The organism is Conexibacter sp. JCM 18997 (assembly GCF_055391915.1).
In genome coordinates this window covers 1,398,471-1,424,382 of the sequence record NZ_AP043885.1, presented here as the reverse complement: position 1 = coordinate 1,424,382, position 25,912 = coordinate 1,398,471, and the positions used below count along the sequence as shown (strand labels likewise).

Annotated in this window: 28 protein-coding genes; 13 read left to right on the top strand and 15 right to left on the bottom strand. The window is 74.2% G+C overall.

Going from position 1 to position 25,912, the window contains the following annotated elements; all coding sequences use genetic code 11:
• Positions 1 to 77: 77 nt before the first annotated feature.
• Positions 78 to 2,834 carry a helix-turn-helix transcriptional regulator gene (locus ACZ5UI_RS07405; protein WP_464195781.1) on the top strand — a complete coding sequence of 919 codons (2,757 nt, stop codon included), beginning with the start codon at positions 78 to 80 and terminating at the stop codon, positions 2,832 to 2,834.
• Here ACZ5UI_RS07405 and ACZ5UI_RS07400 read toward each other — a convergent pair.
• Complete coding sequence (locus ACZ5UI_RS07400; protein ID WP_464195778.1) at positions 2,815 to 3,216, bottom strand: DUF2255 family protein; 402 nt, start codon at positions 3,214 to 3,216, stop codon at positions 2,815 to 2,817. The two genes, ACZ5UI_RS07405 and ACZ5UI_RS07400, sit on opposite strands and share 20 nt — an antisense overlap.
• A gap of 67 nt (positions 3,217 to 3,283) precedes the next feature.
• Positions 3,284 to 3,691 (bottom strand): CBS domain-containing protein, encoded by a 408-nt coding sequence (locus ACZ5UI_RS07395; protein ID WP_464195776.1) that lies wholly within the window; start codon positions 3,689 to 3,691, stop codon positions 3,284 to 3,286.
• A 44-nt stretch (positions 3,692 to 3,735) separates the two neighbouring features.
• On the opposite strand from ACZ5UI_RS07395, the gene ACZ5UI_RS07390 reads away from it, so the two are divergent.
• The 3 genes from ACZ5UI_RS07390 to ACZ5UI_RS07380 are packed head-to-tail and all read left to right on the top strand — an operon-like array spanning position 3,736 to position 4,756.
• On the top strand, positions 3,736 to 4,368 hold the full coding sequence (locus tag ACZ5UI_RS07390) for an FMN-binding negative transcriptional regulator (RefSeq protein ID WP_464195774.1): 633 nt from the start codon (positions 3,736 to 3,738) through the stop codon (positions 4,366 to 4,368).
• Positions 4,365 to 4,517, top strand: coding sequence for a hypothetical protein (locus ACZ5UI_RS07385; protein ID WP_464195772.1), 153 nt, complete (start codon positions 4,365 to 4,367; stop codon positions 4,515 to 4,517). Before ACZ5UI_RS07390 ends, ACZ5UI_RS07385 begins: the two co-directional genes overlap by 4 nt.
• Positions 4,518 to 4,531: 14 nt before the next feature.
• Positions 4,532 to 4,756 carry a hypothetical protein gene (locus tag ACZ5UI_RS07380; RefSeq protein ID WP_464195770.1) on the top strand — a complete coding sequence of 75 codons (225 nt, stop codon included), beginning with the start codon at positions 4,532 to 4,534 and terminating at the stop codon, positions 4,754 to 4,756.
• A gap of 3 nt (positions 4,757 to 4,759) precedes the next feature.
• Here the strand turns inward: ACZ5UI_RS07380 and ACZ5UI_RS07375 are convergent, their stop codons facing one another.
• Positions 4,760 to 5,326 (bottom strand): TetR/AcrR family transcriptional regulator, encoded by a 567-nt coding sequence (locus tag ACZ5UI_RS07375; RefSeq protein ID WP_464195768.1) that lies wholly within the window; start codon positions 5,324 to 5,326, stop codon positions 4,760 to 4,762.
• 89 nt (positions 5,327 to 5,415) lie between these two features.
• Between ACZ5UI_RS07375 and ACZ5UI_RS07370 the strand changes: the two genes are divergently transcribed.
• The gene (locus ACZ5UI_RS07370) at positions 5,416 to 6,309 is read left to right on the top strand and encodes an SDR family oxidoreductase (protein ID WP_464195766.1); all 894 of its coding nucleotides are present in this window, start codon (positions 5,416 to 5,418) and stop codon (positions 6,307 to 6,309) included.
• On the opposite strand, the gene ACZ5UI_RS07365 is transcribed toward ACZ5UI_RS07370, so the two are convergent.
• Positions 6,294 to 8,060, bottom strand: coding sequence for a TolB family protein (locus ACZ5UI_RS07365; RefSeq protein WP_464195764.1), 1,767 nt, complete (start codon positions 8,058 to 8,060; stop codon positions 6,294 to 6,296). The two genes, ACZ5UI_RS07370 and ACZ5UI_RS07365, sit on opposite strands and share 16 nt — an antisense overlap.
• Positions 8,061 to 8,157: 97 nt before the next feature.
• Here ACZ5UI_RS07365 and ACZ5UI_RS07360 point away from each other — a divergent pair, with 97 nt between their 5' ends.
• On the top strand, positions 8,158 to 10,959 hold the full coding sequence (locus tag ACZ5UI_RS07360; protein WP_464195762.1) for an ATP-binding protein: 2,802 nt from the start codon (positions 8,158 to 8,160) through the stop codon (positions 10,957 to 10,959).
• A gap of 10 nt (positions 10,960 to 10,969) precedes the next feature.
• Here the strand turns inward: ACZ5UI_RS07360 and ACZ5UI_RS07355 are convergent, their stop codons facing one another.
• Complete coding sequence (locus tag ACZ5UI_RS07355) at positions 10,970 to 12,406, bottom strand: Vgb family protein (RefSeq protein WP_464195760.1); 1,437 nt, start codon at positions 12,404 to 12,406, stop codon at positions 10,970 to 10,972.
• 125 nt (positions 12,407 to 12,531) lie between these two features.
• Between ACZ5UI_RS07355 and ACZ5UI_RS07350 the strand changes: the two genes are divergently transcribed.
• Positions 12,532 to 12,963, top strand: a complete 432-nt coding sequence (locus tag ACZ5UI_RS07350) for a hypothetical protein (protein ID WP_464195758.1) — start codon at positions 12,532 to 12,534, stop codon at positions 12,961 to 12,963.
• Here the strand turns inward: ACZ5UI_RS07350 and ACZ5UI_RS07345 are convergent.
• Positions 12,949 to 13,815, bottom strand: coding sequence for an SGNH/GDSL hydrolase family protein (locus tag ACZ5UI_RS07345; protein WP_464195756.1), 867 nt, complete (start codon positions 13,813 to 13,815; stop codon positions 12,949 to 12,951). The genes ACZ5UI_RS07350 and ACZ5UI_RS07345 overlap by 15 nt on opposite strands.
• A 95-nt stretch (positions 13,816 to 13,910) precedes the next feature.
• On the opposite strand from ACZ5UI_RS07345, the gene ACZ5UI_RS07340 reads away from it, so the two are divergent.
• Together ACZ5UI_RS07340 and ACZ5UI_RS07335 are read left to right on the top strand one after the other, a co-directional pair.
• On the top strand, positions 13,911 to 14,138 hold the full coding sequence (locus ACZ5UI_RS07340; RefSeq protein ID WP_464195754.1) for a hypothetical protein: 228 nt from the start codon (positions 13,911 to 13,913) through the stop codon (positions 14,136 to 14,138).
• A gap of 14 nt (positions 14,139 to 14,152) precedes the next feature.
• A complete protein-coding gene (locus ACZ5UI_RS07335) occupies positions 14,153 to 14,698 on the top strand; it encodes a hypothetical protein (protein WP_464195752.1) in 546 nt (181 codons plus the stop codon).
• Here ACZ5UI_RS07335 and ACZ5UI_RS07330 read toward each other — a convergent pair.
• Both ACZ5UI_RS07330 and ACZ5UI_RS07325 read right to left on the bottom strand, forming a co-directional pair.
• A complete protein-coding gene (locus ACZ5UI_RS07330; protein ID WP_464195750.1) occupies positions 14,695 to 15,252 on the bottom strand; it encodes an ester cyclase in 558 nt (185 codons plus the stop codon). The two genes, ACZ5UI_RS07335 and ACZ5UI_RS07330, sit on opposite strands and share 4 nt — an antisense overlap.
• 233 nt (positions 15,253 to 15,485) lie before the next feature.
• The gene (locus ACZ5UI_RS07325) at positions 15,486 to 16,367 is read right to left on the bottom strand and encodes an amidohydrolase family protein (RefSeq protein WP_464195748.1); all 882 of its coding nucleotides are present in this window, start codon (positions 16,365 to 16,367) and stop codon (positions 15,486 to 15,488) included.
• Positions 16,368 to 16,425: 58 nt separating this feature from the next.
• Here ACZ5UI_RS07325 and ACZ5UI_RS07320 point away from each other — a divergent pair, with 58 nt between their 5' ends.
• A complete protein-coding gene (locus ACZ5UI_RS07320) occupies positions 16,426 to 16,866 on the top strand; it encodes an SRPBCC family protein (RefSeq protein ID WP_464195746.1) in 441 nt (146 codons plus the stop codon).
• Positions 16,867 to 16,876: 10 nt separating this feature from the next.
• Here the strand turns inward: ACZ5UI_RS07320 and ACZ5UI_RS07315 are convergent, their stop codons facing one another.
• From ACZ5UI_RS07315 to ACZ5UI_RS07305, 3 genes are all read right to left on the bottom strand, one after another.
• The gene (locus ACZ5UI_RS07315) at positions 16,877 to 18,073 is read right to left on the bottom strand and encodes an MFS transporter (protein WP_464195744.1); all 1,197 of its coding nucleotides are present in this window, start codon (positions 18,071 to 18,073) and stop codon (positions 16,877 to 16,879) included.
• A gap of 25 nt (positions 18,074 to 18,098) precedes the next feature.
• Complete coding sequence (locus tag ACZ5UI_RS07310) at positions 18,099 to 20,585, bottom strand: M36 family metallopeptidase (protein ID WP_464195742.1); 2,487 nt, start codon at positions 20,583 to 20,585, stop codon at positions 18,099 to 18,101.
• Positions 20,586 to 20,648: 63 nt separating this feature from the next.
• Positions 20,649 to 21,026, bottom strand: coding sequence for an FKBP-type peptidyl-prolyl cis-trans isomerase (locus ACZ5UI_RS07305; protein WP_464195740.1), 378 nt, complete (start codon positions 21,024 to 21,026; stop codon positions 20,649 to 20,651).
• Positions 21,027 to 21,066: 40 nt separating this feature from the next.
• Between ACZ5UI_RS07305 and ACZ5UI_RS07300 the strand changes: the two genes are divergently transcribed.
• Positions 21,067 to 22,083: an aldo/keto reductase gene (locus tag ACZ5UI_RS07300; RefSeq protein ID WP_464195738.1), complete on the top strand. Its 1,017-nt coding sequence runs from the start codon at positions 21,067 to 21,069 to the stop codon at positions 22,081 to 22,083.
• Between the two features lie 167 nt (positions 22,084 to 22,250).
• Here ACZ5UI_RS07300 and ACZ5UI_RS07295 read toward each other — a convergent pair whose 3' ends face one another.
• The 4 genes from ACZ5UI_RS07295 to ACZ5UI_RS07280 form a co-directional block, all read right to left on the bottom strand.
• Positions 22,251 to 22,682, bottom strand: coding sequence for a PRC-barrel domain-containing protein (locus tag ACZ5UI_RS07295; protein ID WP_464197776.1), 432 nt, complete (start codon positions 22,680 to 22,682; stop codon positions 22,251 to 22,253).
• Positions 22,682 to 23,272 carry a PRC-barrel domain-containing protein gene (locus tag ACZ5UI_RS07290; protein ID WP_464195736.1) on the bottom strand — a complete coding sequence of 197 codons (591 nt, stop codon included), beginning with the start codon at positions 23,270 to 23,272 and terminating at the stop codon, positions 22,682 to 22,684. The genes ACZ5UI_RS07295 and ACZ5UI_RS07290 overlap by 1 nt, the downstream gene beginning before the upstream one ends.
• Positions 23,269 to 23,415: a hypothetical protein gene (locus ACZ5UI_RS07285; protein ID WP_464195734.1), complete on the bottom strand. Its 147-nt coding sequence runs from the start codon at positions 23,413 to 23,415 to the stop codon at positions 23,269 to 23,271. The genes ACZ5UI_RS07290 and ACZ5UI_RS07285 overlap by 4 nt, the downstream gene beginning before the upstream one ends.
• Before the next feature lie 111 nt (positions 23,416 to 23,526).
• A complete protein-coding gene (locus ACZ5UI_RS07280) occupies positions 23,527 to 24,504 on the bottom strand; it encodes an ABC transporter substrate-binding protein (RefSeq protein ID WP_464195732.1) in 978 nt (325 codons plus the stop codon).
• 133 nt (positions 24,505 to 24,637) lie between these two features.
• Between ACZ5UI_RS07280 and ACZ5UI_RS07275 the strand changes: the two genes are divergently transcribed.
• The gene (locus ACZ5UI_RS07275) at positions 24,638 to 25,486 is read left to right on the top strand and encodes a hypothetical protein (RefSeq protein WP_464195730.1); all 849 of its coding nucleotides are present in this window, start codon (positions 24,638 to 24,640) and stop codon (positions 25,484 to 25,486) included.
• Positions 25,487 to 25,541: 55 nt separating this feature from the next.
• Entirely contained in the window at positions 25,542 to 25,910 is a 369-nt protein-coding gene (locus ACZ5UI_RS07270) for a hypothetical protein (RefSeq protein WP_464195728.1), read from the top strand.
• The last annotated feature ends 2 nt before the right edge of the window (positions 25,911 to 25,912 follow it).

Below are 25,912 nucleotides of genomic sequence, written 5' to 3'. Positions count from 1 at the left end.
GCGCAGTCTGGCCGCGCCCGCGTCGCGCCGCAACCGACGCGCGGGTGTTCCCTCATGCGCACTAGCCTGCCGGGCGCATGATCCATGGGCGCGAGCGGGAGCGCCGGCTGCTGGCCGAGCGGACGAGCCATCTGACGCAGGGAACCGGCTTCTCCGTGCTGCTGGAGGGGCCGGCGGGGATCGGCAAGACGACGCTGCTCGAGGAGGCCGCTGGGGCCGCCGGTGCCGTCGCCCGCCTGCAGGCCTGCGGCTACGCGTCGGAGATCGAGATGCCGTTCGGTGGCCTGCTCGGGCTGCTGGCGCCGGTCCTCGGCCACCGCGGCGAGCTGGTCGACTCCCAGCGCCGGGCGCTCGAGGTGGCGCTGGCCCTGACCGCGCCCGCGCCGTTCGACCCGTTCGCGCTGCGCCTGGCCGTCGCGTCGCTCCTGGCCGCCGCCGCCGAGGAGCAGCCGGTGCTGGTCACCGTCGACGACGCCCAGTGGCTGGACGAGGACTCGCTGGAGGCGGTCCTGTTCGCGGCCCGGCGCCCGGCCGGTCCGGGCGTGGGGATCCTGCTCGCCGCGCGCGCCGGGGAGGGCACCTCGGTCTCGGCCGTGGGGATCGAGCACATCCCGCTCGCCCCGCTGGACGACGCCGCCGCACGCGCGCTGCTGGGCGACGGCGCGCCGCTGGCCCCGTCGGTCCGCCAGGCGATCCTGTTGATGAGCGCGGGCAACCCGTTGGCGCTGCGCGAGCTGCCGCAGTCGCTCAGCACGCGGCAGCGCCGGGGCGAGCAGTCGCTCGGCGCGGCCTTGCCGGCCGAGGGCCGGCTGGTCGAGGCGTTCGCCCGCGAGCTGGCCGATCTGCCGGAGGACGAGACCGTCGCGCTGTGCGTGGTGGCGGCCGCGTCGGGCAACGGCGCCGACCCGATCGAACCGGCGCTGACCGCGCTCGATCTGCCCGCCGATGCGGTGCTCGAACGCCTGGCGACGCGCGGGCTCGTGGTCACCGGTGCGCGCGGCCTGCGGCTGCGCCATCCCCTGATGGCCTCGGTCGCCTACCACCGACAGCCGTCGTCGACGCGCCGCGCGGTGCATCGCGCGCTGGGCACCACGACCGACGACGCCGGCCGTCGCGCCTGGCACCTGGCCCATGCGGTCAGCGGCCCCGACGCCGAGGTGGCCGCGCTGCTGGCCGAGGTCGGAGCGGCAGCGCGTGCCCGCGGAGCGCACGTCGAGGCGGGGCGCACCCTGGCCCGCGCCGCCGAGCTGTCGCCCGAGCCGGCCGCGGCGGCGCGGCTGCGCGTCGAGGCCACCCAGGACTTCGCCGTCGCCGGCCACGGCGCGGCCGCGTTGGCGCTGGCCGAGCGCGCGGGAGCCGACGAGGCGCCGGCGGAGGTGCGGGCCGCGGCGCAGCATCTGCGCGCGCATCTGCTGATGCGCGGCGGCGACCCCGCCACCGCGCTGGCGATCCTCGAGCAGCTGGCCGCGCAGGCCAGCGCCGCCGGCGACCAGGATGGTGCGGCGCAGCTGCTGCTGGAGGCCTCGATGACCCACATGTTCGGCGGCGACATGCACGCGCTGCTGGACAGTGCGGCGCGGGCCGCCGAGCAGACACGCGACGCCAGCCCGCAGCTGCACCTGGTGGCCACGCTGGTCAGCGGCGAGGCGCTCGTCGCGCTGGGCCGGGCGGCCGACGGCGACGCGTTGATCGCCCGGGCGGCGCCGCTGCTGCTGGATCCCGACCCGCTGTCGCCGATCGCCGAGGTGATCGGCATGGGGGCGATGGCCTCGATGTGGATCGAGCGCTTCGACCGGGCCGAGCGGCCGCTGGACGTGCTCATCGATCGGGCCCGAGCGGCGAGCGCCGCGGGCCGGCTGCCCTACGCGCTGGCCGTGCGCTCGCAGCTGCGCTGGCGGCGCGGCCGTTGGCCGGCCGCGCTGTCCGACGCCCAGGAGGCGGTGCAGCTGGCGCGCGACACCGGCCAGGACGGGATGCTCGCGGTCGCGCTGCCGGCGCTCGTGCGCGCCGAGGCGGGCCGCGGTCGCCTCGAGCGGGCGCGCGAGCACGCGCGGGAGGGGGTGGCGGTGGGGGAGGCCGCCGCCGGCGACGCGACGGTCGTGCACTCCCTGGCCGCCCTCGGGTTCGCCGAGCTGACCGACGGGCGCCCCGGCGAGGCCGCGGTGGTGCTGGACCGGGCCGCCGAGATCGCCGCGCGCTACGACCACGGTGAGCCGGCCCTGACGCTGTTCGCCGGCGATCACATCGAGGCGCTGGCCCGCGCGGGTCGCCGCGAGGACGCGCAGGCGGCGCTGGCCCGCCTGGACGCGCAGGCGCGGCGCACCGGTGGCGCGTGGGCCGCCGCCGTGGCCGCGCGCGGGCGGGTGCTGCTGGCCCCGGCCGACGCGGTCGACGGACACGCCGCCGACGCGCTGGCCGCACACGCGCGCGTCGACATGCCCTTCGAGCTGGCCCGCACCCAGCTGGCGATCGGCGAGCGGTTGCGCCGGGAGCGCCGCCGGGGCGACGCGCGCGCGCCGCTCAGCGAGGCGTTGGCCCGCTTCGAGCGTCTGGGCGCCGCGCCCTGGCAGGCGCGCGCCCGGGCCGAGCTCGAGGTCGGCTCGGGCGCGGCGGCGGAGGCCGGCGACGCCCCGCTGGACGAGCTCACGCCGCACGAGCTGCAGATCGCGTTGCTCGTCGCCGGCGGCAGCTCCAACCCCGACGTGGCGGCCGCGCTGTTCCTCAGCCGCAAGACCGTCGAGTACCACCTGAGCGCGATCTACCGCAAGCTCGGCCTGCGCTCGCGCACCCAGCTGGCGGCGTACGTGGCCGAGGTCAGCCCGCCCGGGGCATGAGGCGCAGCGTGGACGCGCGCGCCTGGTCGTTGGTGACGCTGTCGACGATCCGGGCCGCGTAGCGCTGGTACTTCTCGCGATAGGCGGCGTCGACGGCGTCGTTGACCGCGTCGTCGGCGGCGACGATCACCACGTCCTTCTCGACCCCGCCCACGGAGACGTGGCCCTCGCCGCTGGCCCGGGCCACGCGGTGCCAGCCCGTGTCCGGTCCATAGGCGGCGCGCACGAACACGTCGTCGCCTTCGCGCACCGCCCAGATCGGCAGGGGCTTTCGCAGGGTGCCGTCGCGGCGGCGCGGCGCGATCTGGAGCTCGTCGGTCGTGGCGACCGCGTGCAGCTCGTCGCTGGTCCAGGTGGTGGTGTTCGGCGCAGGCGATTCCATGGCCTCATGACTGTGCCCGCCTGCGGCGTCGGCCTATCGCTCATGACGCCGTGAGCCGGCGCGGGCGCTACTCCGGGTGCTCGGTGCCGCAGAAGCCGGCCAGGTACTTGTCGATCGCCACGACGCCGCGCAGGCGTCCGTCGGCGTCGACCACCGGGAGCCGGCGGCTGTCGGTGGCCAGCGCGGCGTCGCGCGCGTCGGCGGCGGAGGCGTCCGGCCCGATCGTCGGCTCGCGCTGGGCGATCGACCGCGCGGGGGAGTCCGCCGGGGCCGTGAGATCGGTCAGGTCGTCGACCCCGATGGCGCCGACGAACCGCTCGCCGTCGACCAGCACGGCCAGGCGCCGGCTGGAGCTGGTCGCGAAGTACGCGCGCAGCTCGCCGACCGTGGCGGCGCCGTCGACGGTGCTCAGCGTCGGATGCATGACGTCGACCGCCTGCAGGCCGTCGACCTCGGTGAGCAGGATCTTGGTCACCGCCCGCAACTGTAGACGTCGGGCCGACACGGGATGATGCGAGCGTGCGTCACAGCCCCAAGCACGCGGAGACCGACGAGGACGTCGTCCGCACGCTGATCGCCGAGAACCCCTGGGCGACGATCGTCAGCACCGGCCCGGAGGGGATCGTGGCCTCGCACTACCCGGTGCTGCTCGACGAGGCGCGCGACGGGCTCGCCGTGGTGACCCACGTGGGCCGACCGGACGAGCGCATCCACGGCTTCCCCGGCGCGGAGGTCCTGCTGATCGTCGCCGGGCCGCACGGCTACATCTCGCCCAGTTGGTACAGCGAGCTGGGCACGCGCGCGCCGACGTGGAACTTCAGCGTGGCGCACTGCTACGGCGTGCCCCAGGTGCTGGAGGCCGACGAGAACGTCGCGGTCCTGCGCCGGCTGGTCGCCCACTTCGAGCAGCGCGTCGAGCACCCCGTGTGGCTCGAGGACGACGTCGCCGCGCGGCTCTCACCGGGCACCGTGGGCATCCGTCTGCCCATCGACCGCTTCGTCTGCAAGGTCAAGATGAGCCAGGACAAGGACCCGCAATCCCAGCGCCAGGTGCTGGAGGCGCTGCGCCGTCCGGGCCCGTACCACCAGCCGGCGCTGGCCGACGACATGGAACGCGCGCTGGGCGCGAGTCCGTCAGACTGGCCCCGATGAACAAGACGACGCTCAACTGGATCGCCGCCGGCGGCTTCACGGTCGCCGCCGTGCTCTTCTTCATCAGCGGATCGACGATCTTCGGGATCCTGTTCGCCGTGCTGGCCATCCTGTCGGCCATCCAGGCGGCACGCGGGCCCCGCGCCTGAGCTACGTTGGGGTCATGGCTCGCTACGAACGTGCACCCCGAACCGAAGCCGGTGGGCCGCCGTCCCCGGACGGCACCACGCCGAAGGTGACCATGCGCCTGGGCGAGGATGGGACGTGGGCCGCCGTGCGTGAGCCGCGCGAGCTCGTCGCCGAGCAGGAGCAGCGGCCCAAGCCGCCCACGGCGGACGACCCGCGCTCCGGCCTGATGCGCGACGTCCCGCCCTACGGCGCGGCCTGAACCTCACTCGCCGGCGGCGACGCTCTTCAGCGCGGCCAGCGACTCGCGGATGATCTGCGGCAGGTCGTCCTGCGCGCCGTCGCCGGCCCAGCGCTCGACGGCGATGCGGAAGACCGCCGCGCCCGCCTCGGCGGCCAGACCGGCGGCCGGGTCGCCGACGCCGCGCGCGTGCAGCGCCTCGGTCAGCGCGCCGACCAGCGCGGCGAGCTTGATCAGCTCGCGCTCGCGCAGCTCGGCGCTGGCGGCGATCACCCGGCTGCGCTCCCGCGAGTAGGCGCGGCGCTGCTGGAGCACCGCGCCGGCGGCCTCCAGCGCGGCGGCCACCGCGTCCAGCGGGGTGGCCGAGGCGGGCGCCTGCGCGACGGTGGTGACCAGCAGCTCCTGCAGGACACCGGAGCCGGCGAACAGCACCTCGCGCTTGTCGGCGAAGTGGCGAAAGAACGTGCGCTCGGTCAGCCCGGCCCGCGCGGCGATCTCGGCCACGGTGGTGTTCTCGAACCCGCGCTCGCCGTAGAGCTCCAGGGCGGCCTGGGCGAGACGCTCGCGACTGTCGGGCTGCCAACGGACCATCGGTCGATCCTAGTTCATGTCAGTCACTGACATGCCCGTGCTACGGTGATGACAGAAACTGACATCGCGCGACCAATGGAGGTCATCGCATGCGCGTCTTCGTCACCGGGGCATCCGGCTGGATCGGCTCCGCCACCGTTCCCGATCTCATCGCCGCCGGCCATCAGGTCACCGGGCTGGCCCGTTCGGACGCCGCGGCCCAGGTCATCGCCGCCGCCGGCGCGGACGTCCTGCGCGGCTCGCTGGACGACCTCGACAGCCTGCGGGCCGGCGCAGCGGACTCCGACGGCGTCATCCACCTCGGCTTCGTCCACGACGACTTCAACCAGATGGCCGCGGCCGCCCAGACCGACCTGCGGGCGATCGAGGCGCTCGGCGGCGCGTTGGCGGGCTCCGACCGCCCGCTGGTGATCGCCTCCGGCACGCTCGGCCTGGCGCCGGGCCGCGTCGGCACCGAGGAGGACACGCCCGACACCGCGGCCAACCCGCGGGCCGTCGCCGCCCAGGCCACCGTCGCGCTGGCCGAGCGCGGCGTGCGGTCGGTCGTCGTCCGGCTGCCGCCCACCGTGCACGGCGACGGCGACCACGGCTTCCTCGCGGTCCTCGTCGGGATCGACCGCGACCAGGGCGTCTCGGGGTACGTCGGCGACGGGAGCAACCGCTGGCCCGCGGTGCATCGCATCGACGCCGCGCGGCTGTTCCGCCTGGCCGTCGAGTCGGCCCCCGCGGGGTCCACGCTGCACGCCACCGACGACGAAGGCGTGCCCGTGCGGACCATCGCCGAGGTGATCGGCCGCCAGCTGGACCTGCGGGTGGCCTCGATCGCGCCGGACGACGCGATCGAGCACTTCGGCTGGCTGGGCCGCTTCCTGGCCGCCGACGCGCCGGCGTCCAGCACCCTCACCCGCGAGCGGATGGGGTGGGCGCCGACGCAGCCGGGGCTGATCGAGGACCTCGACCAGGGTCACTACTTCCGCACGTAGCGCCCGCGCAGCCGCTGCTTCTGGGTGCGCGTCGCGGAGTCCGCCGCGCGCACCCGGACGATCGCGGTGGCGCGAGCCGTGCGGCCGTGGCCGCGGGCCACCGCGGCGCGCGCCGTGCGCGTCAGCGCCACCGGCACGACGCGGGCCTTCCCGGCGCCGACGGTGAAGCGGGCCGAGCCCAGCGACCGCAGCGTCAGCGTGCCCCGGCAGGTCGCGCCGGGGCGCGTCGGGCAGGCGATCCGCACCCGCGCGCTGCGGGAGCCGACCGACAGCAGCCGCAGGCCGACCTTGGGCGCCACGGTGCGGGGCGTGGGTCCGGTCGTCGAGGCGGTGCCCGGCGTGGGTGTGACCGGCGGCCCGGCCTCCGTCGCGGCCGGCGGCTCGCCCACCGGCTGGACGGCGCCGCCTCCGCCGCCTCCGCCGCCACCCGACGGCGGCTGGATCGGCGCGATGGCCGGGCCCCGGGCGAACACCTGTCCGGGGATGTGGATCTCCGCGGTCAGGTTGAGCGACTCAGAGTCGAACACGGCCGTCTGGCCGTCGGCGGAGAGGTCGGCGTAGTTGACGTCGTCCTCGGCCGGCGCGCCCGCATCGCCGGAGGCACGGCTGACCAGCGTCGTCGTGCTGCCGACGATCTGGCGCACGTAGGCCTTGATGGTGGCCGCCGGTGCGTCGGGCACCAACGGCGCGGTGGACAGGAACAGCACGCTGCCGCCGCTGGCCGAGATCGAGGCGTCCGACGCGAGCTCGGCGTTGGCGGCGCCGTTGGCGCCGGTTGCGCGGCTGATCAGGATCGTCGTCTGGGTCAGGCGGTCGCGGCGCAGGACGCGGCGGCTGACCGCGTCGACGTCGTCGTCGACCAGGTTGTCGGCGTTGGTGTCGAAGGCGATGAAGCGGCCGTCGACCGAGATCGACGGATCGTCGGAGGCGCTGTTGCCCGCGGCGCCTCCCGGGCCGGTGGCCCGGCTGACCAGCTGGGTCGTGTTGGTGGCCAGGCTGCGGGCGAAGACGTCCTGGGCCGCCGTGTTGTCGCCGGTCAGGCTCGCGTGGGAGGCGAACGCGACGACCAGGCCGTTGCCCGAGATCGCCGGGTCGGAGGAGTCCGCATCGGCGGGGGCGGCGCCGCGGCTGACGTGGATCGTCTGCCCGGCGGGGATGTCGCGCACGTAGACGTTGGAGAACGCGTCGTTGTCGCCGGCCACGAGGTTGTTGGACTCCGAGGTGAAGGCGACGCGGCTGCCGTCGGCGGAGATCGACGGCGCGCTGGACATGTCCAGGCCGCCAGCCCCGTTGACGCCGTCGGCGCGGCTGACCAGCTCCGTCGTCCCGGTCTGGGCGTCGTAGACGAACACGTCGGCGTTCCCGCCGTTGGCGTCGGCCGGCGACAGGTTGGTGGCCAGCGAGACGAACGCGACGTAGCGTCCGTCGTCGGAGACGTCGGGGAACAGCGACGCGTCGTTGGCCGCGGTGGCGCCGTTGCGCGACACCAGCTGCACGGTGCCGGTCGCCCGGTCGCGCAGGTACACGTTGGCCACCGAGTCGTCGTCGACGTCGCTGAGGCCGTCGGCGTGCGACGTGAAGGCGACGAACCGCCCGTCGGCCGACGACGTCGCCATCGTCGAGACGTCGCCCGCGGGGATGCCGGTCGGCGTGCGGCTGACGAGCGCCGTCTCCGGCGCCGCCAGCGCCGTCGATGTGAGGGTCAGGGCGACGGCTGCGCTGACCAGTGGAACGAGGAATCGCTGGTTCATGGCACCAGGCTGGCCTGGGGCACCACCGGCCGCATGAGGGGGAATCCCTCAGATCGGCGCGAGACACCGCTTCTCGGCATGGCATGCTTGCGCGCACATGGACGGCACGACGCTCGAGCGGGAGCGGGAGCTGACCCGGCTGGGCGAGGCGCTGGCCTCCGCCGCGGGAGGGCTGGGCACGCTCGTCGTGATCGAGGGGCCGCCGGGCATCGGCAAGACGGTCCTGGTCGAGCACGTGCGCGCGCTGGCCAAGGCGGACGGGTTCGGCCGCCTGCGCGCGGTCGGCGACGAGCCCGAGCGCTCGGTGCCCTGGGGCGTGGTCCGCCAGCTGGTGGAGCGCTCGATCCTGCGCTACTCCGGTGACACGCGGGCGGCGATCCTCGACGGGCCCGCGGGTGCCGCCCTGGCCGCGCTGGATCGCGCGCCCGACACCGACGAGGCCGAGCTGGCCCGCACGCTGCACGCGCTGTGGTGGGTGGCCGCGGACCTGGCCGCCGACCGCCCGCTGCTGATCACCGTCGACGACGCCCAATGGGCCGACGGCGCGTCGCTGCGCTTCATCGCCTATCTGGCCCGGCGCATCAGCGACCTGCCCATCGCGCTCGTGGTGGCCACCCGCCCGCCGAACGCCGACGCCGGCCCGCTGGCCGACATCGCCGCCGGCCGCGCCGGAGAGCGCCTGCTGCCCCAGCCGCTGTCACCCGCCGCGCTGGCGGTGATCGTCGGCCAGCACGAGGGCGTCACGCCGGCCTCCGAGGTCGTCGCCGCGCTGCACTCCGCCAGCGGCGGCAACCCGTTCCTGGCCGGCCAGCTGATGGAGGAGCTGACGGCCACCGGCGGCTCGGTGGCCAACGCCGGCGCCGCCCGGTCGGTTCGCGAGCTCGGCCCGCGGACCGTGTCACGCGCGCTGCTGGTGCGGCTCTCGCCGGACGCGCTGGCGCTGGCCGGCGCCGCGGCCGTGCTCGGCGCGCACTCCGACGTCGGCGCCGCCGGGGCGATGGCCCAGCTCGACGAGGCGACCGTCGCGGCAGCCGCCGGCGAGCTGCGCCAGGCGCACATCGTCCGGCCCGAGGCCAGCGGACTGGAGTTCGTGCACCCGGTGATCCGCGAGGCGATCCTCGGCGAGCTCCCCGCCCACCAGCGCGGCGCGCTGCACGCCGCCGCCGCGCTGGACCTGCACGCGCGCGGGGCGACCGCCAGCCGTGTGGCCGCGCATCTCGTCGACGCCACGGCAGGCACGCTGGCCGACGCCCCGCGGATCCTGCACACGGCCGCGCGGTCGCTGCTGGTCGACGGCGACGCGGCCACTGCCGCGCGCTACCTGATGCGCGCGCTGGATCAGGCTCCCGGCGACGACGTGCTGGCCGCCTCGCTCGGCGAGGCCCTCCTGCGTGACGGTCGCCCGGCCGAGGCGCGCACGCTGCTGCACGAGGCGCTGCAGGCCACGACCGAGGCCGAGCCGCGCGCCGAGCGCGCGGCGCTGGTGGCCGACGCGACCCTGGAGATCGACGGGGCGGCCGCGGCGGTCACAGGGCTGCGCAGCGCTCTGGACGAGCCGTGGGCCCAGGCGGAGCCCGCGCGACTGGTGCTGGAGGCCCACCTGGCCGGCATCTCCACCTATCTGCCGGCCGAGCGGGAGCGCTCGGGGCGGCGCCTGGCCGTCTTCGCCGACCGCCCGGGCGCCAACGCGCACGAGCGCATGCTCCTGGCGCTGAGCGCCCAGTGGCACTTCGGCGCGGCGGTCGATGCCGCGGGCGTGGTCGAGCTGGCCCGGCGGGCCCTGGGGGACGGGGCGTTCCTGCGCTCGGGCGGCGACGTGCTGGTGTGGGGCCACGCGATGCACGCGACCGTCTTCGCCGACGGCCTGGACCTGGTGGACCGCGAGCTGGACCAGGCGCACGCCAAGCTGCTGCCCCGCGGCGCGCCCCGGGACTTCGGCGCCGTCGCCTGCATCGAGATGCTCGCTGCGTGGCGCACCGGGGACGTGGCCACCTGCGAGAGCCGGGCCGCCAGCGCGCTGGAGGCGCTGGCGTTCGACGATCCCAGCGCGTTCGCCGCCGGGCTGCGCGCCGTCTGCACGCGCTTCCACGCGCTGGCCAGCATCGAGCGCGGGCAGCTCGACGTGGCCGCCGAGGTGCTGGCGCGCTGGGATCAGGACGTGGCCGCGTCCACGCCGGTCGTGACGGTGTCGCGCATCGGCGGCGCGCGCGCCGCGCTGGCCCTGGCCCGCGACGACCCGCGCACGGCGTTGCGCGAGGCGCGCGCGGCCGGCGCCGCCGAGGCGGCCAGCGGCGACAACCCGGCGATCGCCTGGCGGGTGCCCGCGGCCATCGCGGCGCTGCGCCTGGACGACCTCGCCACCGCCCGCGAGCTGGCCGCCGAGCAGCTGGCCCGGGCGCGTCGCTGGGGTGCGCTGAGCGACATCGGGGCCGCGCTGCGCCTGGCGGCGCGGGTCGACGAGGCGCAGCGGCTGGCGCTGCTGGAGGACGCGGTGGCCGCGCTCGAGGCGTCGCCCGCGCGCCTGGAGCTCGCCGCGGCGCTGTGCGATCAGGGCGAGGCGCTGCGCGTGGACCGCCAGCGACGCGCGGCCCACGTTCCGTTGGAGCGCGCGGCGGAGCTGGCGCAGACGCTGGGCGCGCACGTGCTGCACACGCGCGCGCTGGACAGCCTGGCCGCGCTGGGCGACCGGCCACGCCGACTGGCGTTCTCCGGGGCCGACGCGCTGACCGCCAGCGAGCGCCGCGTGGCCGAGCTGGCCGCCGCCGGCCGGTCCAACCGCGACATCGCGGTCGAGCTGTTCGTCACGCCCAAGACGGTCGAGAACCACCTCGGGCGGGTCTACACGAAGCTGGGCATCGGCGGCCGCCGCGAGCTCGGTGACGTGCTCGCGGCGGTCTGACCGATGCGGGTCAGCGGCCGCGGACGGTGAAGCCCGCGGTGGCGGCGGCCGAGGTGGCGCCACCCGCCTGCCCGGTGACGACGACCCGGTAGCGCCCGGGACGCAGCGTCTTGCTGGCGCTGATGCGGCCCTGGAAGCGGACGCGGTGGGCGCCGTCGCGCGGCACGGGCACCGAGAGCGTGCCGCTGACCGGCACCCACCGCGCGCACCGGTTGCGCCCACGGTTGCGCCTGGTCGGCGCGACGCAGCGGCCGCCGACGCTGCGGCCGGTCGCGCGGCGCAGGAACCGGAAGGCCACGGTGCCCGCCGCGCTGGTGGTGAAGCGGATCTGCGGACCCCGGGCGGTCGTGGTCAGCGCCGGCAGGGAGGTCCCGCGCCGGAAGGCCGACGGGGTGACCGTCAGGCCGCTGATGGTCGGCGCCGCGACGACCGGCGGCAGCGGGGGCGGGAGCACGGGCGGAACCGGCGTCGGCGGCACGGGCACCGGCGGCGGGGGCGGGGCGGAGACGCCGCTGACGCGGGCCACCTTCATCGCGGTCTCCAGCCCGACGAACAGCGTGTCGCCGGGGCCCTTGGCGATCTGGCGCGGGCCCGAGGCGGCGGGCAGCGCCAGCGCGGTGACGGTGCCGTCGGGGGCGATCCGCCCGACGTCGGCGCCGGCGAACCGGGCCACCCAGTAGGCGCCGTCGTTGCCGAGCACGAGCCCGAACGGGTCGGTCAGGGGCATCGGCGACGTGCCGCTCACGGCGCCCGCGTCGATGCGGCTGACCGCCTGCGGGACCGCACCGGGGTTGGCCACGGCGACCTGGGTGCCCGGACCCGCCGCCACCTCCTGCGGACCGCCGCCCGTGGCCGTGAACGTGACGACGCCCGCCGTGGTGACGCGCACGACCCGCTGGCTGCCGAAGTCGGCGATGTACAGCGCCCCGTCACCGCCGGAGGCGATGCCGCGGGCGCCCATGCCGGCCACGGTCTGCGTGGTGAACCCGGCCGGGTTGGCGGGCGCGAAGTGCACGACCTGGTCGCCGCTGCCGGTCCACAGGTTCCCGTCGCTGCCCAGCGTGATCGCGCGCGGGTCGGTGATCGCCGCGACCGGCGTGGCCACCGCGCCGGCGGGATTGGCGGGCGCGAACTTGACGACCGCGTTGTTCTTCGTGGCCCACATGCTGGTGCCGTCGCTGGCGATGCCCTCGGCGCCGGCCAGCGTGTCGACGTCGTACTCCGTGACGGTGCCGTCCGGGGCGATCCGGGCCAGCTCCATCGTCGAGTCCGACAGCGGCGTCCACACGTTGCCGTCCGGGCCGAGCGCCAGATGGCGCGGCTTCCCACTGAGGTTGGACAGCGTCGGCTCGACGGTGGGGACCGCGAGCGCTGGGCCGGCGGTGACGCCGACGGCCGCCGCTGCGGCGGCGAAGGCCGCGACACGACTGAAGGTGATGGCAGACATGCGGCATCGCTCCTGGATCGGTTTGGTGCGCACAGTCTTCCCGCGCCCCCGCAGGTCGAGTGTCGCACTCGCGACACCCGGTGTGTCAAGTCCATGGCGGATCGCACCGGTAGCGTCGGTGGCGCATGCCGATCCAAGCAAGCCAGCCCTACTTCTACGACTACGACGGACGAGCGCTGGCCGGCCGGGCCCAGGCGGTCGAGCTGCCGGCCGACGACCCTCGCTACGAGACGGTGCTCAAGCTGCAGCAGCGCCGGCGCCTGGGGGACGCCGAGGAGCTGGCCCGCCGCGCGACGGACGGCGACCGCCGGGCCGAGCAGATCCTCGGCCTGCTGCGCCTCGGGCATCCGCTGGCCTGGTGGCTGGGCAGCCATCCGGACCTCGTCGTGACCTTCGATCGGCCGGGCATCCCGGCGTCCTCGGTCTCGCTGGAGCGCTGGCGCGACCGCGACCCGCAGTCGACGCTGCTGCGGGTCGGGACGGTCGCCGTCGCGCGCGAGCTGTACGACGCGCGCGTCGCGGCGGGCGCGGACCCCTTCGACTCAGCGGAGACCTAGGACGGCCATCGTCTGGGCGGCCATCTGGGACTCGCCCAGCGCGTTGGGGTGGACGATGACCGGGTTGGTGCCCTGGAGCACCGGCTCGACCCAGCGCACGCCGATCGGCTGGCAGGCGTCGTGGCCTTCGGAGACCGTGTTGAGGTCGACGTAGGTGGCGCCCGTGGCGGCCGCCGCGCGCCGGACCGCGTCGTTGAGCGTGGTCTGGATGCCGCGCACGTAGGGGACGTCACCCTGGGCGATCGGCATCTTCGTGAAGCAGCCCCCGGACGCCGGCATGATCCACGGGTAGCCGAGGATCGCCACCTTGGCCGCGGGCGCCTTGGCCCGGACCGCGGCCAGCGCCTTGACGATCGCGGGGTAGGTCGTGGTGCGGATCGTGTCCTCGAAGGAGCTGCCGTAGCGGTCCTTGCACGGGCTGCCCATGCCGAGGGTCGACAGTCCGGCGCTGCCGCACTGCAGGATCGTGTTGATGAAGACGCTGCTGTCGTTGCCGCCGATCGTCATCGTGACCAGTCGCGTGCGCTTCTTGACGGCATCCAGCTGCGGCGCGACGCCCGGGTACTGCGCAGCGGCGAAGTGCGTGGTGTCGGCCGCGCCGCAGGTCACGTCGGTCAGCTCGGCGCCCAGCGCGTTGGCGATCACGTGCGGGTAGTTGACGCTGGCCCGCAGGCACTGCGGCGGTGCGGTCGGATCGGGAGGCAGGACCCCGGACGCGGCGCTGTAGGAGTCGCCCAGCGCGACGTAGGGCAGCGGGCCGGCGGTGGCCTGGGCGGCGGTGCTCGCGAAGGCCAGGACGGCGAAGACCGCGGCGAGCGTGAGCCGGCGGGCACGGGTGGGACGTCGGGTCATGCTCTCTCCTCCGGGGACCGAGAAACAGCGTTGCCTGCAATGAGTACCCGGGCACGCGCTGATCCAGTCGGACCGGGCTCGCGTTAGGACCGGTGATGCGTTCCTCGCCGCTGGCCAGCTCCTCCGTCCGTCGCCACTACGTGCGCGGCGCGCTCGGTCTGATCGCGCTGATCGTGGCGGTCGCCGGTGCCGCCTTGGTGACGCCGATCGCGCTGCTGGGACTGCTCGTCACGGTGGTCGCGTGGCGCGGCTGCCCGACCTGCTGGGCGCTCGGGCTGATGCAGACGCGCCAGACGTGTGCCGACGGTTCCTGCCGGAACTGAGAAGCTCACTGGTCGTGAGCGAATCCAAAACAGCGGCCGATCAGTTCGACGCCTTCATCAAGACCGAATGGCAGGACGTCTTTCGGACGGAGGTCCACGTCAAACTCGACAACGGATCCCGGTACGTCCCCAACGGCGGAGCCCAGGGCGTGCAGCTCCTGCGCAAGAACGTCAACGCCTTCGACGCGGCGCTGCGCCTGTGGGGCGGCCCGACCGACGAGCCGCCGCGCACCACGCCGGGCTATGACCGGATCGTCGATCAGGCCGGCATCCGGTACACGTGGGAGTGGTTCCTGATCGAGCCGACCCGCCCTTGGGCCAGCGGGGTTCCCGATCTGGTGCGCGAGCGGATCGAGGCCGACCTCGCGCGTCGCGAGATCGAGGCGACGGCCCGCAACAAGACCCGGGCCGAGGAGCACGGACGCATGACGCGGGCCGAGGACGACGCGGTCATCGCGCGCATGAACGACCGGCGCGCGGAGCAGGGCAAGCCGCCGCTGGACGAGCAGCAGGAGGCGTCGGTGCGCGAGAACCGGCGCAAGTCCCACACGCCCGTCTAGCGCACGGTCTGCGCGGAGGCCACCGTCGGCTCCAGCCCATCGGGGATCACGTCCTTGGGGCGGCGCGACATCGCCGCGAAGCCGCGCAGCACCCGCACGAGCTGCACGATGCCCTTCGGCGACCTGAGGTTGATCGCACTGAGCAGCTGCCGCAACAGCGACAGCTGGTCGAAGTAGACGCGCTCGGCGATCAGCTCGTCGTCACCGGCGAAGACGAAGAACGCGGTCATGCGGACCTTGAAGGAGCCGCCCGTCGGCGGCACGACCCCGAGCGGTCCGCGGTGGGTGCCCAGCAGGTAGAACTCGACCACCACCGCGTCGTCGCAGTGCCGGAGCGCGATCATCTCGTGGCGCTGGTCGGGGAAGGCGACGCGCGTCTCCTCGTAGTAGCCGCGCACGGCCGCGTCGCCGTCGTAGACGGTCTGCGTGGGGATGATCTCGTAGCGCGGATGCGGGAAGGTCGACAGGACGTCGTCCCACTGCTGTGCCACCTCGTCGCGGAAGTGGTCGAGGACGATCTCCTGGCGCCGGGCGCGGACCTGTTCGTCGAGCACGATCGGTGCGGCTCCTTCGTAGTGGGCGCATGATCATCTCGGTATCGACCCGCCGGTGGCCGGCGACGACCTAGTGCCCTGAGTCAGAAATTCGCCCGCATCTGGCGGCGGCGGCATCGTGCCTGCCCGCACCCGCCATCCACAGCCGTACCACCAGTACGACGGTGGATGGCGGTCACGGGCAGGCCCGCCCCGCCATCCACCAGTTGCACACGAATTACCGACTCAGGACACTAGGGCCAGCCCCAGATGCGGCGCAGCGACGCGCCGAGGATCTGGGCCTTGTCGGCGGGTCCGAGCTCGTCGGTGGCGCGGATGACGTCGATCGTCTCGCCGTAGTCGTGGGCGAAGACCGTCTGGTCGCTGCCCCACATCAGGCGCTCGGGCCCGAAGGCCGCGATCACCCGGTGCACGTGCGGCCAGACGTCGGCGTGTGGGTAGGCCTCGCGCGAGAGCAGGGGCAGCGAGGTCAGCTTGACGGCGACCTGCTCGAAGGCGGCCAGCTCGAGCAGGCCGTCCAGGCCGGCGAACGTGTCGCCGTAGTCGGCGTCGAGCATGGCCATGGAGAACAGCCCGACGTGGTCGACGATCAGCGGCAGGTCCGGGAAGCGCTGGGCGATCCGGCCGAGCAGGTCGAAGCGGCCGGGCGCGTTGACGCACACGCGCAGGCCGGCGCGCTGGACCGCGCCCAGCAGCCGGTCGTCCGCTCCGTCCAGGAACCGGTCCACGGCCTCGGGCGCCCACAGGTTGACGCGCACGCCGACGTAGGCCGGATCGGCGGCCAGCGCCGCCAGCGCGTCCTCGACGTCGGGGCGAGCGGCGTCGACCCGGGCCACCACCCGGAAGCGATCGGGGTGCGCCGCGTGGGCATCGGCCGAGTACACGTCCGTGTAGCCGTAGATGGCGGGGGAGACGACCAGCGCGCCCTGCACGCCGTGGGCGTCCATCAGCGCGAGCATCGCCTCGGCCGACGCGTCGGGCACGTGCGCCTCAAAGCGCGCGCGCATCGGCGCCAGCGCGGGGTCGGCCAGGACCGCCGGATCCCACGGATAGCGCTCGCTGTCCGCCGCGTACAGATGGACCTGCGCGTCGAGGATCTCCAGATGGGCCGCCATATCCAGCACTGATATCACATAGGATCATCGACTCCCGGCCACCTGCGATGCTCGCGCCATGCAACGTGTGCACGTGATCCAGGACTTCCAGCAGCCCGTCGAGGAGCTGTTCGCCTACCTCAGCGAGCACGAGAACCTCGAGCCGCTGTTCGGCGCCAAGGTGCGCCGCCTGACCAACGGCACCGACGGCACGCGCAACGGCGTCGGCTGCTCGCGCGAGCTGAAGGTCGGCCCGACCCCGCCGTTCGTCGAGACAGTCGTCGAGGTCGTTCCCAACGAGCTGATCCGCTACCGGATCACCAAGGGCGGCCTGCTGAAGAACCACGAGGGCATCATGCGGTTCTCCTCGACGCCCACCGGTTCGCGGCTGGACTACACGATCGACTTCGACGGCAAGTACCCGGGCCTCGGCCCGATCGTGCGGCGCGGGCTCTCGGCCAACGTGAAGAAGGGCCTCAACGCGTACGCCGCGCGGGTCGCGTCGAGCGCGACGACCTAGTGCCCTGACACTAGTCGGCGCCCGCCCGGGCCGGCGCGGCCACCGCGGCGGCGTGCCGTCCGTAGGCCACCGAGGCCAGCGCGATGACCAGCCCGGCCAGGCTGAGGCCGACGCCGACCCACGCGGTCGCCCGGTAGCCGTACCCCGCGGCGATGACCAGACCGCCGAGCCACGCGCCGGCCGCGTTGCCGATGTTCAGCGCCGAGTGCGTCGAGGAGGCCGCCAGCGACGGCGCGTCGGGTGAGGCGTCCATCAGCCGCACCTGGAGCGCCGGGCCCAGCACCTGCGCGGTGAACCCGACGAGGAACACGAACGCGATCGCGGGCGCGGCCATCCCGGCGGTCAACGCGAAGCCGGCCAGCGCGAGCGCCGAGGCGATCAGCGCGCCGCAGATCGTGCGCATCACCCCGGAGCGATCGATCAAACGCCCGCCAACCAGCAGCCCGGTGGTCATGCCCACGCCGAAGGTGGCCAGCACCCACGGGATCGCGTCGTCCGACAGCCCGGTGACGTTCGTCATCGTCGGCGAGATGTAGCTGTAGAGCGCGAACATCCCGCCGAACCCCACCATTCCGGTGACCAGGGCGAACCACACCTGGGGCCGGCGCAGCGCGCCGAGCTCGCGGCGCATCGAGGCGTCGCCGGCCGCGGCGACCGGCGGCACCCAGCGCTCGAGCGCCAGCAGCGTCAGCACGCCGGTGACGGCCACGACGACGAAGGCCGAGCGCCAGCCCAGCGCCTGGCCGAGCACGGTGGTCAGCGGCACGCCGACGACGTTGGCCAGCGCCAGCCCGACGAGGATCATCGCCACCGCGCGCCCGCGCCGCTCGGGCGGGACGATCGCGCTCACGACCACCGCGGAGATGCCGAAGTAGGCCCCGTGGGGGAGGCCGGAGACGAACCGGGCGACCAGCAGCAGGCCCATCGACGGCGCCAGCGCCGACAGCGCGTTGCCGATCGTGAACGCGAGCATCAGCGCGATCAGCAGGCGCTTGCGCGGCACCCGTGCGCTCAGCGCCGCGATCAGCGGGGCGCCCACGACGACGCCCAGCGCGTACAGCGTGATCGCGTAGCCCGCCGTGGGGATCGAGGCGTGCAGGCCGTCGGAGATCTGCGGCAGCAGCCCCATCGTCGCGAACTCCGTCGTCCCGATCCCGAAGCCGCCCAGCGCGATCGCGAACTGGGCCTTGGCGACGGACGAGGGCATCCCACCCAGCGTAGGAGCGGACCGGCTAGTAGTGCTGGGCGCGCACGACGACCGACCGGCGCAGGGTGCGCACGCCGGCGCCCGGCCCGCGCAGCTGCACGGTGACGCTCGCCCGCACGCGGGTGCGGTCGGCCAGCCGAGCCCGAGCGCGCGGCCGCAACGCGACACGCAGCGTGGTCGGCCGACCTGCGCGCAACGACCGGCTGGTGACGCCGACGACCTGGCCGTCGACCCGCACGACCACGCGCGCCTGACAGGCGGTGGCGCAGGACAGGCGCAGCGGGAGACCGCGGCGCAGGACGTTCTCCAGGGAGGTGCGGGCCGACGGTGACAGCACACCCGTGGGCGCGGCCGGCGCCGGTGGGGCGGCCGGCGTCGGCGTCGGGGCGGCGGCCGGCGGGTCCGGCGCCGGCGGCGTGACCGGTGCGGGCGGATCGCTGACCGTCACCGGCGCGGGGGTGGGGTAGACCGGGATCGCCGGGGTCTGGCCGAGCTCGACGTCGAGCGTGCGGCTGCCCGCGGCCGGCACGGCGACGTCGCGGCTGGCCACCGGGCTGGCGTCGGTCGGGGTCACGTACACCCGGGCGTAGGTTCCGCTGGGCAGCGTCAGCGCGTAACGCCCGTCGGGATCGGTCGTGGTCGCCAGACCGGCGTCGACCCGCACCCGGGCGCCGTCGACGGGCGCGCCGTCCAGCGTGACCCGACCCGACAGCGTGCCGCTGGTCAGCGGGCGCGTCGACGTGTCGGCGATCGGCGTGACGTCGTCGCCGTTCTGCGCCGAGGCGAACCAGCCCATGCCGCGCCCGGCGAACACCGACCAGATCGCGTCCAGATCGGCGCCGGCGAAGAACGTCGTGTCGGCCTGCAGGATCGCGTTGCGCATGTCCAGGAACGACGGATACGGCGCCGACAGCTGCATCCCGCGCGTGATCAGCGTGCGTGCGCGCGGGGCGCCGACGGCCTGGCGCAGGTCCCACAGCGTCTCGCCCCAGATCTCGCCGTCGTCGTGCGGCTGCGGACCACGCGCGCGGACCGTGCCGTAGTCGGCGTAGGTGTAGCCGCCCGGACCGGCCGTCGCGCTCCCGGGGCAGGCCGCGGCGGCCGTCCCGACGGGGCAGTCGATCGGCTGGGTGCGCACGCGCGGGTCCGTGTTCAGCGGGCCGCCGCGGACGTCGCCGGCGATCGCCGGGTCGTCGGTCTGGGCGCCGTGGGCCACGAGGTAGTCCTGGGCGTACCAGTCGCTCCAGCCCTCGCCCATCGCGCGCGACTCGCGCTGGCTCAGGGTGCTGTAGCCGTCCCCGTCGATGACGAGCCGGTTGGACAGCCCGTGCGTGTACTCGTGGAGCACGATCACGCCGTCGGCGCTGCCGAACACGTCGGGGAAGACGAAGCCCCACACGTACATGCGCATGTCGGGCGAGTAGCCGTCGGGCGGCGTGCTCATGTTGGCGTTGTTGCGATAGGCCGTCGACGGCAGGCCGCTCTCGGTGTCGGCCCCGAAGCTCGTGTGCACCTGCACGGCGTCCAGGTCCCAGCCCTCACCGGTGGTGTTGACCGTCTGGAAGTTGCCGGCCGCCTCGTCGAAGCCGATCGCCGGCTGCTCCAGCCAGTCGTGCATGCGGTTGGTCAGCGAGAAGATCTGCGTGGCGTCCTGGCGCTTGTTCGTCTCCCACGAGCCGGGCGTCGTCTCGTCCCACGAGCAGCCGATCGGCAGGCACGCTCCGCCGGAGCTCACCGGGGTGAACGGGTAGCGGTAGTCGGTGCCCGACGACGGCGCGATCTCCTCGCTGGGCTGTGCCGACCCGTCGCCATCGACGTCGGCCCACGCGTGCGCGTTGTTGCCTTCCAGCGCGGTGGTGCTGGTCAGCCAGGGGGTGAAGTCCTCGTCGACCTGGGTGCCGCCGACGGTGGCCCCAGGCCAGGCCGGGAAGACCGACGCGGTCGAGGCCTCCGAGACCAGCGAGGAGCGCAGCAGCACCGCTCCGTCGCGACCGTCGACCACGACGTCCCACAGGCCGCCCGACCGCGCGCGGTCGTCGAGCAGGAGCCGCCAGGCGATCGTCGCGGCGCCGTCGGCCGTCGGGTAGCGCACGAGCGCGGCGGCCGAGCCGTCCGCGAAGCGCCACCGGTCGCGGGCGCCGCCGAGCTCGGTGGCCGCGGGCGCCGTGTCGGGCAGCCCGGCGTCGGCGCGGGCGGCGGCCAGCGCGGCGGGCGCCGACACGGCCGGCGTCAGCGTCGGCGCCTGGACATCCGCCGTCGGGGCGCCCGCGGACGCGAGCACGCGGCCGTTGGCGGCCACGGCGACGCGCACGTCGGAACCGAACAGCGGGATGCCCTGCTGCTCGTCGGCCAGGATGACGCTGGTGGCGCCGGACGGCAGCGGCGTCGTGTGCTGGACGTCGAGGCCGTAGCGCTCGGCGACCTGGTCAGCAGGTGTGGCGGCGACGGCGGATGAGGCGAAGCCCAGCGCGGCGACCACGGCGCTGAGCCCCAGGCGCAACGGCAGGGACATTCGTCTCTATTGTCGTGCATCGGGACGCGATCCTTGAGCCAGCGCCCGCCACGTCGGTCCGGCCTACCGCACGCCCACGAGGTCGACGACGAAGACGAGCGTCTCGTCGGGCCCGATCACGCCGCCCGCGCCCCGCTTGCCGTAGGCGAGCATCGGGGGGATGGTCAGCCGGCGGCGGCCGCCCACGCGCATGCCCGCGACACCCTGGTCCCAGCCGGCGATGACCTGGCCCTGGCCGAGCTTGAACTTCAGCGTGTCGCCCCGGTCCCAGGACGCGTCAAACTCGCGCCCGTCCTTCCAGGCGACGCCCACGTAGTGGACCTCGACGACCTGACCGGGCTGCGCCTCGGCGCCGTCGCCGACCGTGAGGTCGTCGATCTCGAGCTGGTAGGAGGGCGGCTGGTCGGACGGGACCTCGACCACCGGCTTGGTGTTGGACATGGCCCGCACGGTATCCCGCGCGACCTCTACCGTCGACGGGATGGAACTTCGCCCGCTCGGACGCACCGGCGTCCAGGTCTCCCCGCTGTGTCTCGGCACGATGATGTTCGGCGCCTGGGGCAACCAGGACCACGACGACTCGATCCGGATCATCCATCGCGCGCTCGACGCGGGGATCAACTTCGTCGACACGGCCGACGTCTACTCGGCCGGCGAGTCGGAGGAGATCGTCGGCAAGGCGCTCAAGGGCCGCCGCGACGACGTGATCCTGGCCACGAAGTTCTGGGGACCGATGGGGGAGGACGCCAACCAGCGCGGCGTGTCCCGCCGCTGGATCATGCGCGAGGTCGAGAGCTCGCTGCGGCGGCTGGGCACCGACTGGATCGACCTCTACCAGATGCACCGCCCCGATCCGGCGGTCGACATCGAGGAGACGCTCGGCGCGCTCACCGACCTGGTGCAGCAGGGCAAGGTGCGCTACATCGGCTCGTCCTCGTTCAACGGCGGCCAGATCGTCGATGCGCAATGGACGGCGCGCGATCGCGGGCTGCAGCGGTTCCGCACCGAGCAGCCGCCGTACTCGCTGCTGGTGCGCGGCATCGAGCTCGACGTGCTGCCCACCGCGCAGCGCCACGGCATGGGCATCCTCACCTACAGCCCGCTGGCCGGCGGCTGGCTGTCGGGCAGCTGGACCGCCGACAGCTCACCGACCTCGCCGGCGCGCCAGCGGCTGGCCGCGCGCTTCGACATGGCGCTGCCCGAGAACCAACGCAAGCTCGAAGCGGTCGAGCAGCTTGCCGCGGTGGCCGATCAGGCGGGGTTGTCGATGATCGAGCTGGCCATCGCGTTCGTGGCCAACCACCCGGGCGTGACCTCGGCGATCATCGGCCCGCGCACGATGGAGCAGCTCGAGAGCCAACTCCCGGCCGGCGACGTCCAGCTCAGCGCCGAGGTCCTGGATCGGATCGACGCGATCGTCAAGCCGGGCGTGAACCTCAACCCGGCCGACACGAGCTACGGCGAGCAGGTGCTGCTGCCCGAGCTGCGGCGGCGGTAGCGCGCTACTCGGCTAGTGCCCTGAGTCACGAATTCGCCCGCATCTGGCGGCGCCGGAATCGTGTCTGCCGGCACTCGCCATCACCACCCGTACCACCAGTACGACAGGTGATGGCGATCACCGGCAGACCCGCCCCGCCATCCACCAGCTGCACACGAATTACCGACTCAGGACACTAGGACGACGACGGCGTAGGAGCCCACGCCGACCAGTCGCGCCCCGGCGATCTCGGCGTCGCCGATGACGATGCCGGTCACCGTTCCGCTGTCGGCGTCGAACGCGACGTCGTCGACCTTGCCCAGCTCGTCACCGGCGCTGGAGAGGACGCGCTTGCCCAGCACGTGATGCTCCTTGCCCAGCAGCCCGGCCACGGCCGGGCTCGCCTCGGCGATCCGCTCGGCGCCGCTCACGGTGACGGCGTCGGCGCCGAAGGCGAGCATGTCCGCCCAGGCCAGCACGTCACCGCCATCGGTCTTCTTCAGCTCGAGCGCCACGACCGCGCGGTGGGCCGGGTCGACGACGAACCCGTCGACCTTGCCGACGGTCTCCGCGGTCGCGGTGCTGACGACCTTGCGGCCCTTGGCCTCGGAGAACCGCATCACCGCCCGCCTTCCAGTTGGGTGCGGAACGCGTCGATCGCCGCACCGAAGCCAGCCAGGTCGTCGGCGACGAAGTCCTTCGCGCTGGCCGGCACCATCAGATGCTCGCCCGAGGCGGCGATCGTGTCCGGCAGCGGGATCAGCAGCTTCGTGCCCTTGGTGCCCAGCGCCTCGGAGGCCTCGATCTCGTAGCCGACGACGTCGCACTGCCCGCCGAGCACGTCCTCGACCTCGACGATCACGTCGACCACGGTGCCGAGGTCGACGCCGGAGTCCGTCAGCGCCTGCGAGCCCAGGACGTTGCCTCCAGAGCCGCCAGACGCAGCCGATGCGTCGAGCACCGACTGGCGCGGCGTGAGCGCCGTCTCGTCGTCGATCATCACCGCGTCGGCGCCGAGCGCCGCCACCGCGCTCCAGGCCAGTCCCTCGTTCAGCGAGCCGGAGAACAGCCCTCGCCCGGCCAGCGTGAAGCCACCGACCGCCCCGCCGCCCGCCGAGAACACGATGTCCTTGATCTGGGCCACGTCCTCACCGGCCATCGTGACCACCGGCCGCTTGGCGATCTCCGAGGTGCGCATCAGCCGGCTCATCGGCGGTCCTGCGGCGGGCCCGCGGGCCCGGTCGGATCGACGATCACGCCGCCGCGGCGCCGCCGCGCCTGCAGCGCCAGAACGCCGCCGACCACCACGATGAGCACGACGACGATCAGGACCAGCCACAGCCACCACTGCACGGCGAACCTCCATGTTGCGAGCGTGTCGGGCCGCCTGGTGCGGTTGATCCACCCTCGCCTCTCTCATCCCCGATCCATCCGGGGCCGAATCCCGCGGGCGGGCCGAACCGGTCAGGCCCGCGCGAGCGCCTGCTCGAGCTGGGGCACGACCTGGCGCAGGCCGTAGGGGATGCTCAGCGCGGACGGGAAGGCAAGCGCCAGGGCGGTCGGCAGATCCAGCGCGACGTAGCGGCCGTCGCGCACCGCCGGGATGCGCTGGAACAGCTCCTGGGACTCCAGCGTGCTCTTCGCGGCGGGCGAGTTGTAGGTGAGCACGAGGACGTCGGCGTCGAGCAGGTCCAGCCGCTCCGGGCTGATGACCGCGCGCCCCGGGATCGCCGACTGCTTGAGCCCGGTCACCCGCTTGGACAGCCGCAGGCCGAGCTCGGAGAAGAAGATCACCGAGGCGTCGGTCTCGCTGTTGATCGTGTTCACCGTCCCGTCGACCCCCACCGGGCCGAACGTGAACGTCTTGCCCGCGAAGCCCGGATGGTCGTCCTTGGCCGCACGCACCTGTGCTTCGACGTCCTCGATGAGCTCGGCGGCGCGCGTCTCGCGGTCCAGCGCGGTGCCGATGCGCTTCGTGGTCGTCTGCCACGGATCCTTGTTGTAGGCCTTGGCCGGCGAGAGGGTGGGGGCGATCTGGCTCAGCGAGTCGTAGCTGTCCTCGACCGACAGGAGGTCCGTGGCCAGGATCAGGTCGGGGCGCTGCGCGGCGATCTTCTCGATCGGCAGGCCGTCGGTCACGTCGAACCGCTCGGGCGTCGTGCCGGACAGCCGCGACTTGACCCACGGGGCCACGCCACCGGGGATGAACGTGCTCAGATCCGGCGACATCAACGGCACGGTGCCGAGCGCGACGGCGGCGTCGGTGTCGCGGTACTGGCCGACGGAGACGATCCGCGTCGGGCGCCTGGGGATCGTCGTGGTGCCGAGCTGCCCCGGGATGCGCTTCGGGTACGCCGCGGTCGTCGCCCCGACGGCGGTGGTCGGTGCGGTGTCGTCGTCCCCGCACCCGGCCAGCGCCAGGCCGGACGCACCGGCCGCCAACAGAAATCCCCGACGTGTCGTTGCGCCACTCGTAGCCATTAGGGCATCCTAATACGTGGACGGGCGGCGCCGGTGGCCCGCTTCCAGGCGTGGCGCACTACATTGGCCGCCCATGGCTCGGAAGCTCTCTGTCTTGCTCGCCGGAACGGTGGCCGCTGCCGCCGCGCTGGCCACCGCCACCTCGGCCCAGGCCGCCGGCACGCTCTACGTCCAGCAGGCCTCCAGCGGGACGCTGCAGGGCTCCAAGCTCGTGCTGCACGGTGTCTCGGCGCGCACGACGACGTTCGCCGACCGCCCGGTGCGGCGTGGCGGGTCGATGCCCACCAGCGGCTTCGTCTCGACGTTCGCGCGCACGTTCGCCCAGAGCGCGCCGAACGCGGCGATCGAGATCGTGGGCGCGCCCGCGGCGCGGGACGTCGTCCTGGTCGAGCTGCGCGCGCCCCGCTACGACGCCAAGCGCCACACCCTGACCTACACGGTCAAGCGGCTGCGCGCCACCAAGACGCCGGGCCTCGCGGGGTTCGCCGGGCGCGCGGACGGCGGGGTGGCCAGGCACTTCGGGCGCACCTCGCTGTTCATCGACGACGGCAGCGCGGCCACCGAGCAGAACCTGATCCTGGCCGTCACGGTCCCCGCGGGCGCGACGCTGTCGCTGAGCCTCGACAACGGCACGTTCGACTACAACACGTTCGGCACCGAGCTGACCAACCTGAGCACGCCGATCCTCTACTCGCAGAACGGCCAGGTCGCACAGGTGGCCGACGGCGAGGCCGAGCTGCAGGCGTCGCAGATGGCGTTCGCCGCGGCGCCCAGCGGCAACGGGCTGACCATCGACGTCGTCGTGGGGCTGGCACCCAGCTCAGGCACCGGGCCCGTGACCGGCACCGCGACGATCCCCGCGGGCGGGACGGCGACCGCGACCGTCATCGGCGGCGCCCCCGTGGCGATCGCCAACGGCGCGTTCAGCATTCCGATCCCCTAGCGCGCAGCGCCCTCGATCCGTAGCGCGGCGCGCGCGCGAAAGCTATGGTCGCACCATGACCGAGAACGCCTGCTCGGAGGACCCCGCCGGAGTGATCGGATCGGCCGGCGTGACCGGCGCCGCGGCGATCGTCGGCTCGTCGGGTGTCGTGGCCTCGGCCGGCGTCGTCGGCTCCGCGGGCGTCGCGAGCAGCGCCGGCGTCATCGGCAGCATCGGCGTCGCCGGTTCGTCGGCCGTGGTCGGAAGCGCGGGGATCGCGCTGAGCGCCGGCGTCGTCGGCTCGGCGGGCATCATCGCCGGGCTGGCCAACGTCGGCTGCTCGGGCTGCATCGGCTGCATCGGCTGCGTGAACTGCCACGGCTGCGTCGGCTGCATCGGGTGCGTCGGCCTGACCGGCGCGGTCGGACGCATCGGCGCACACTGAGC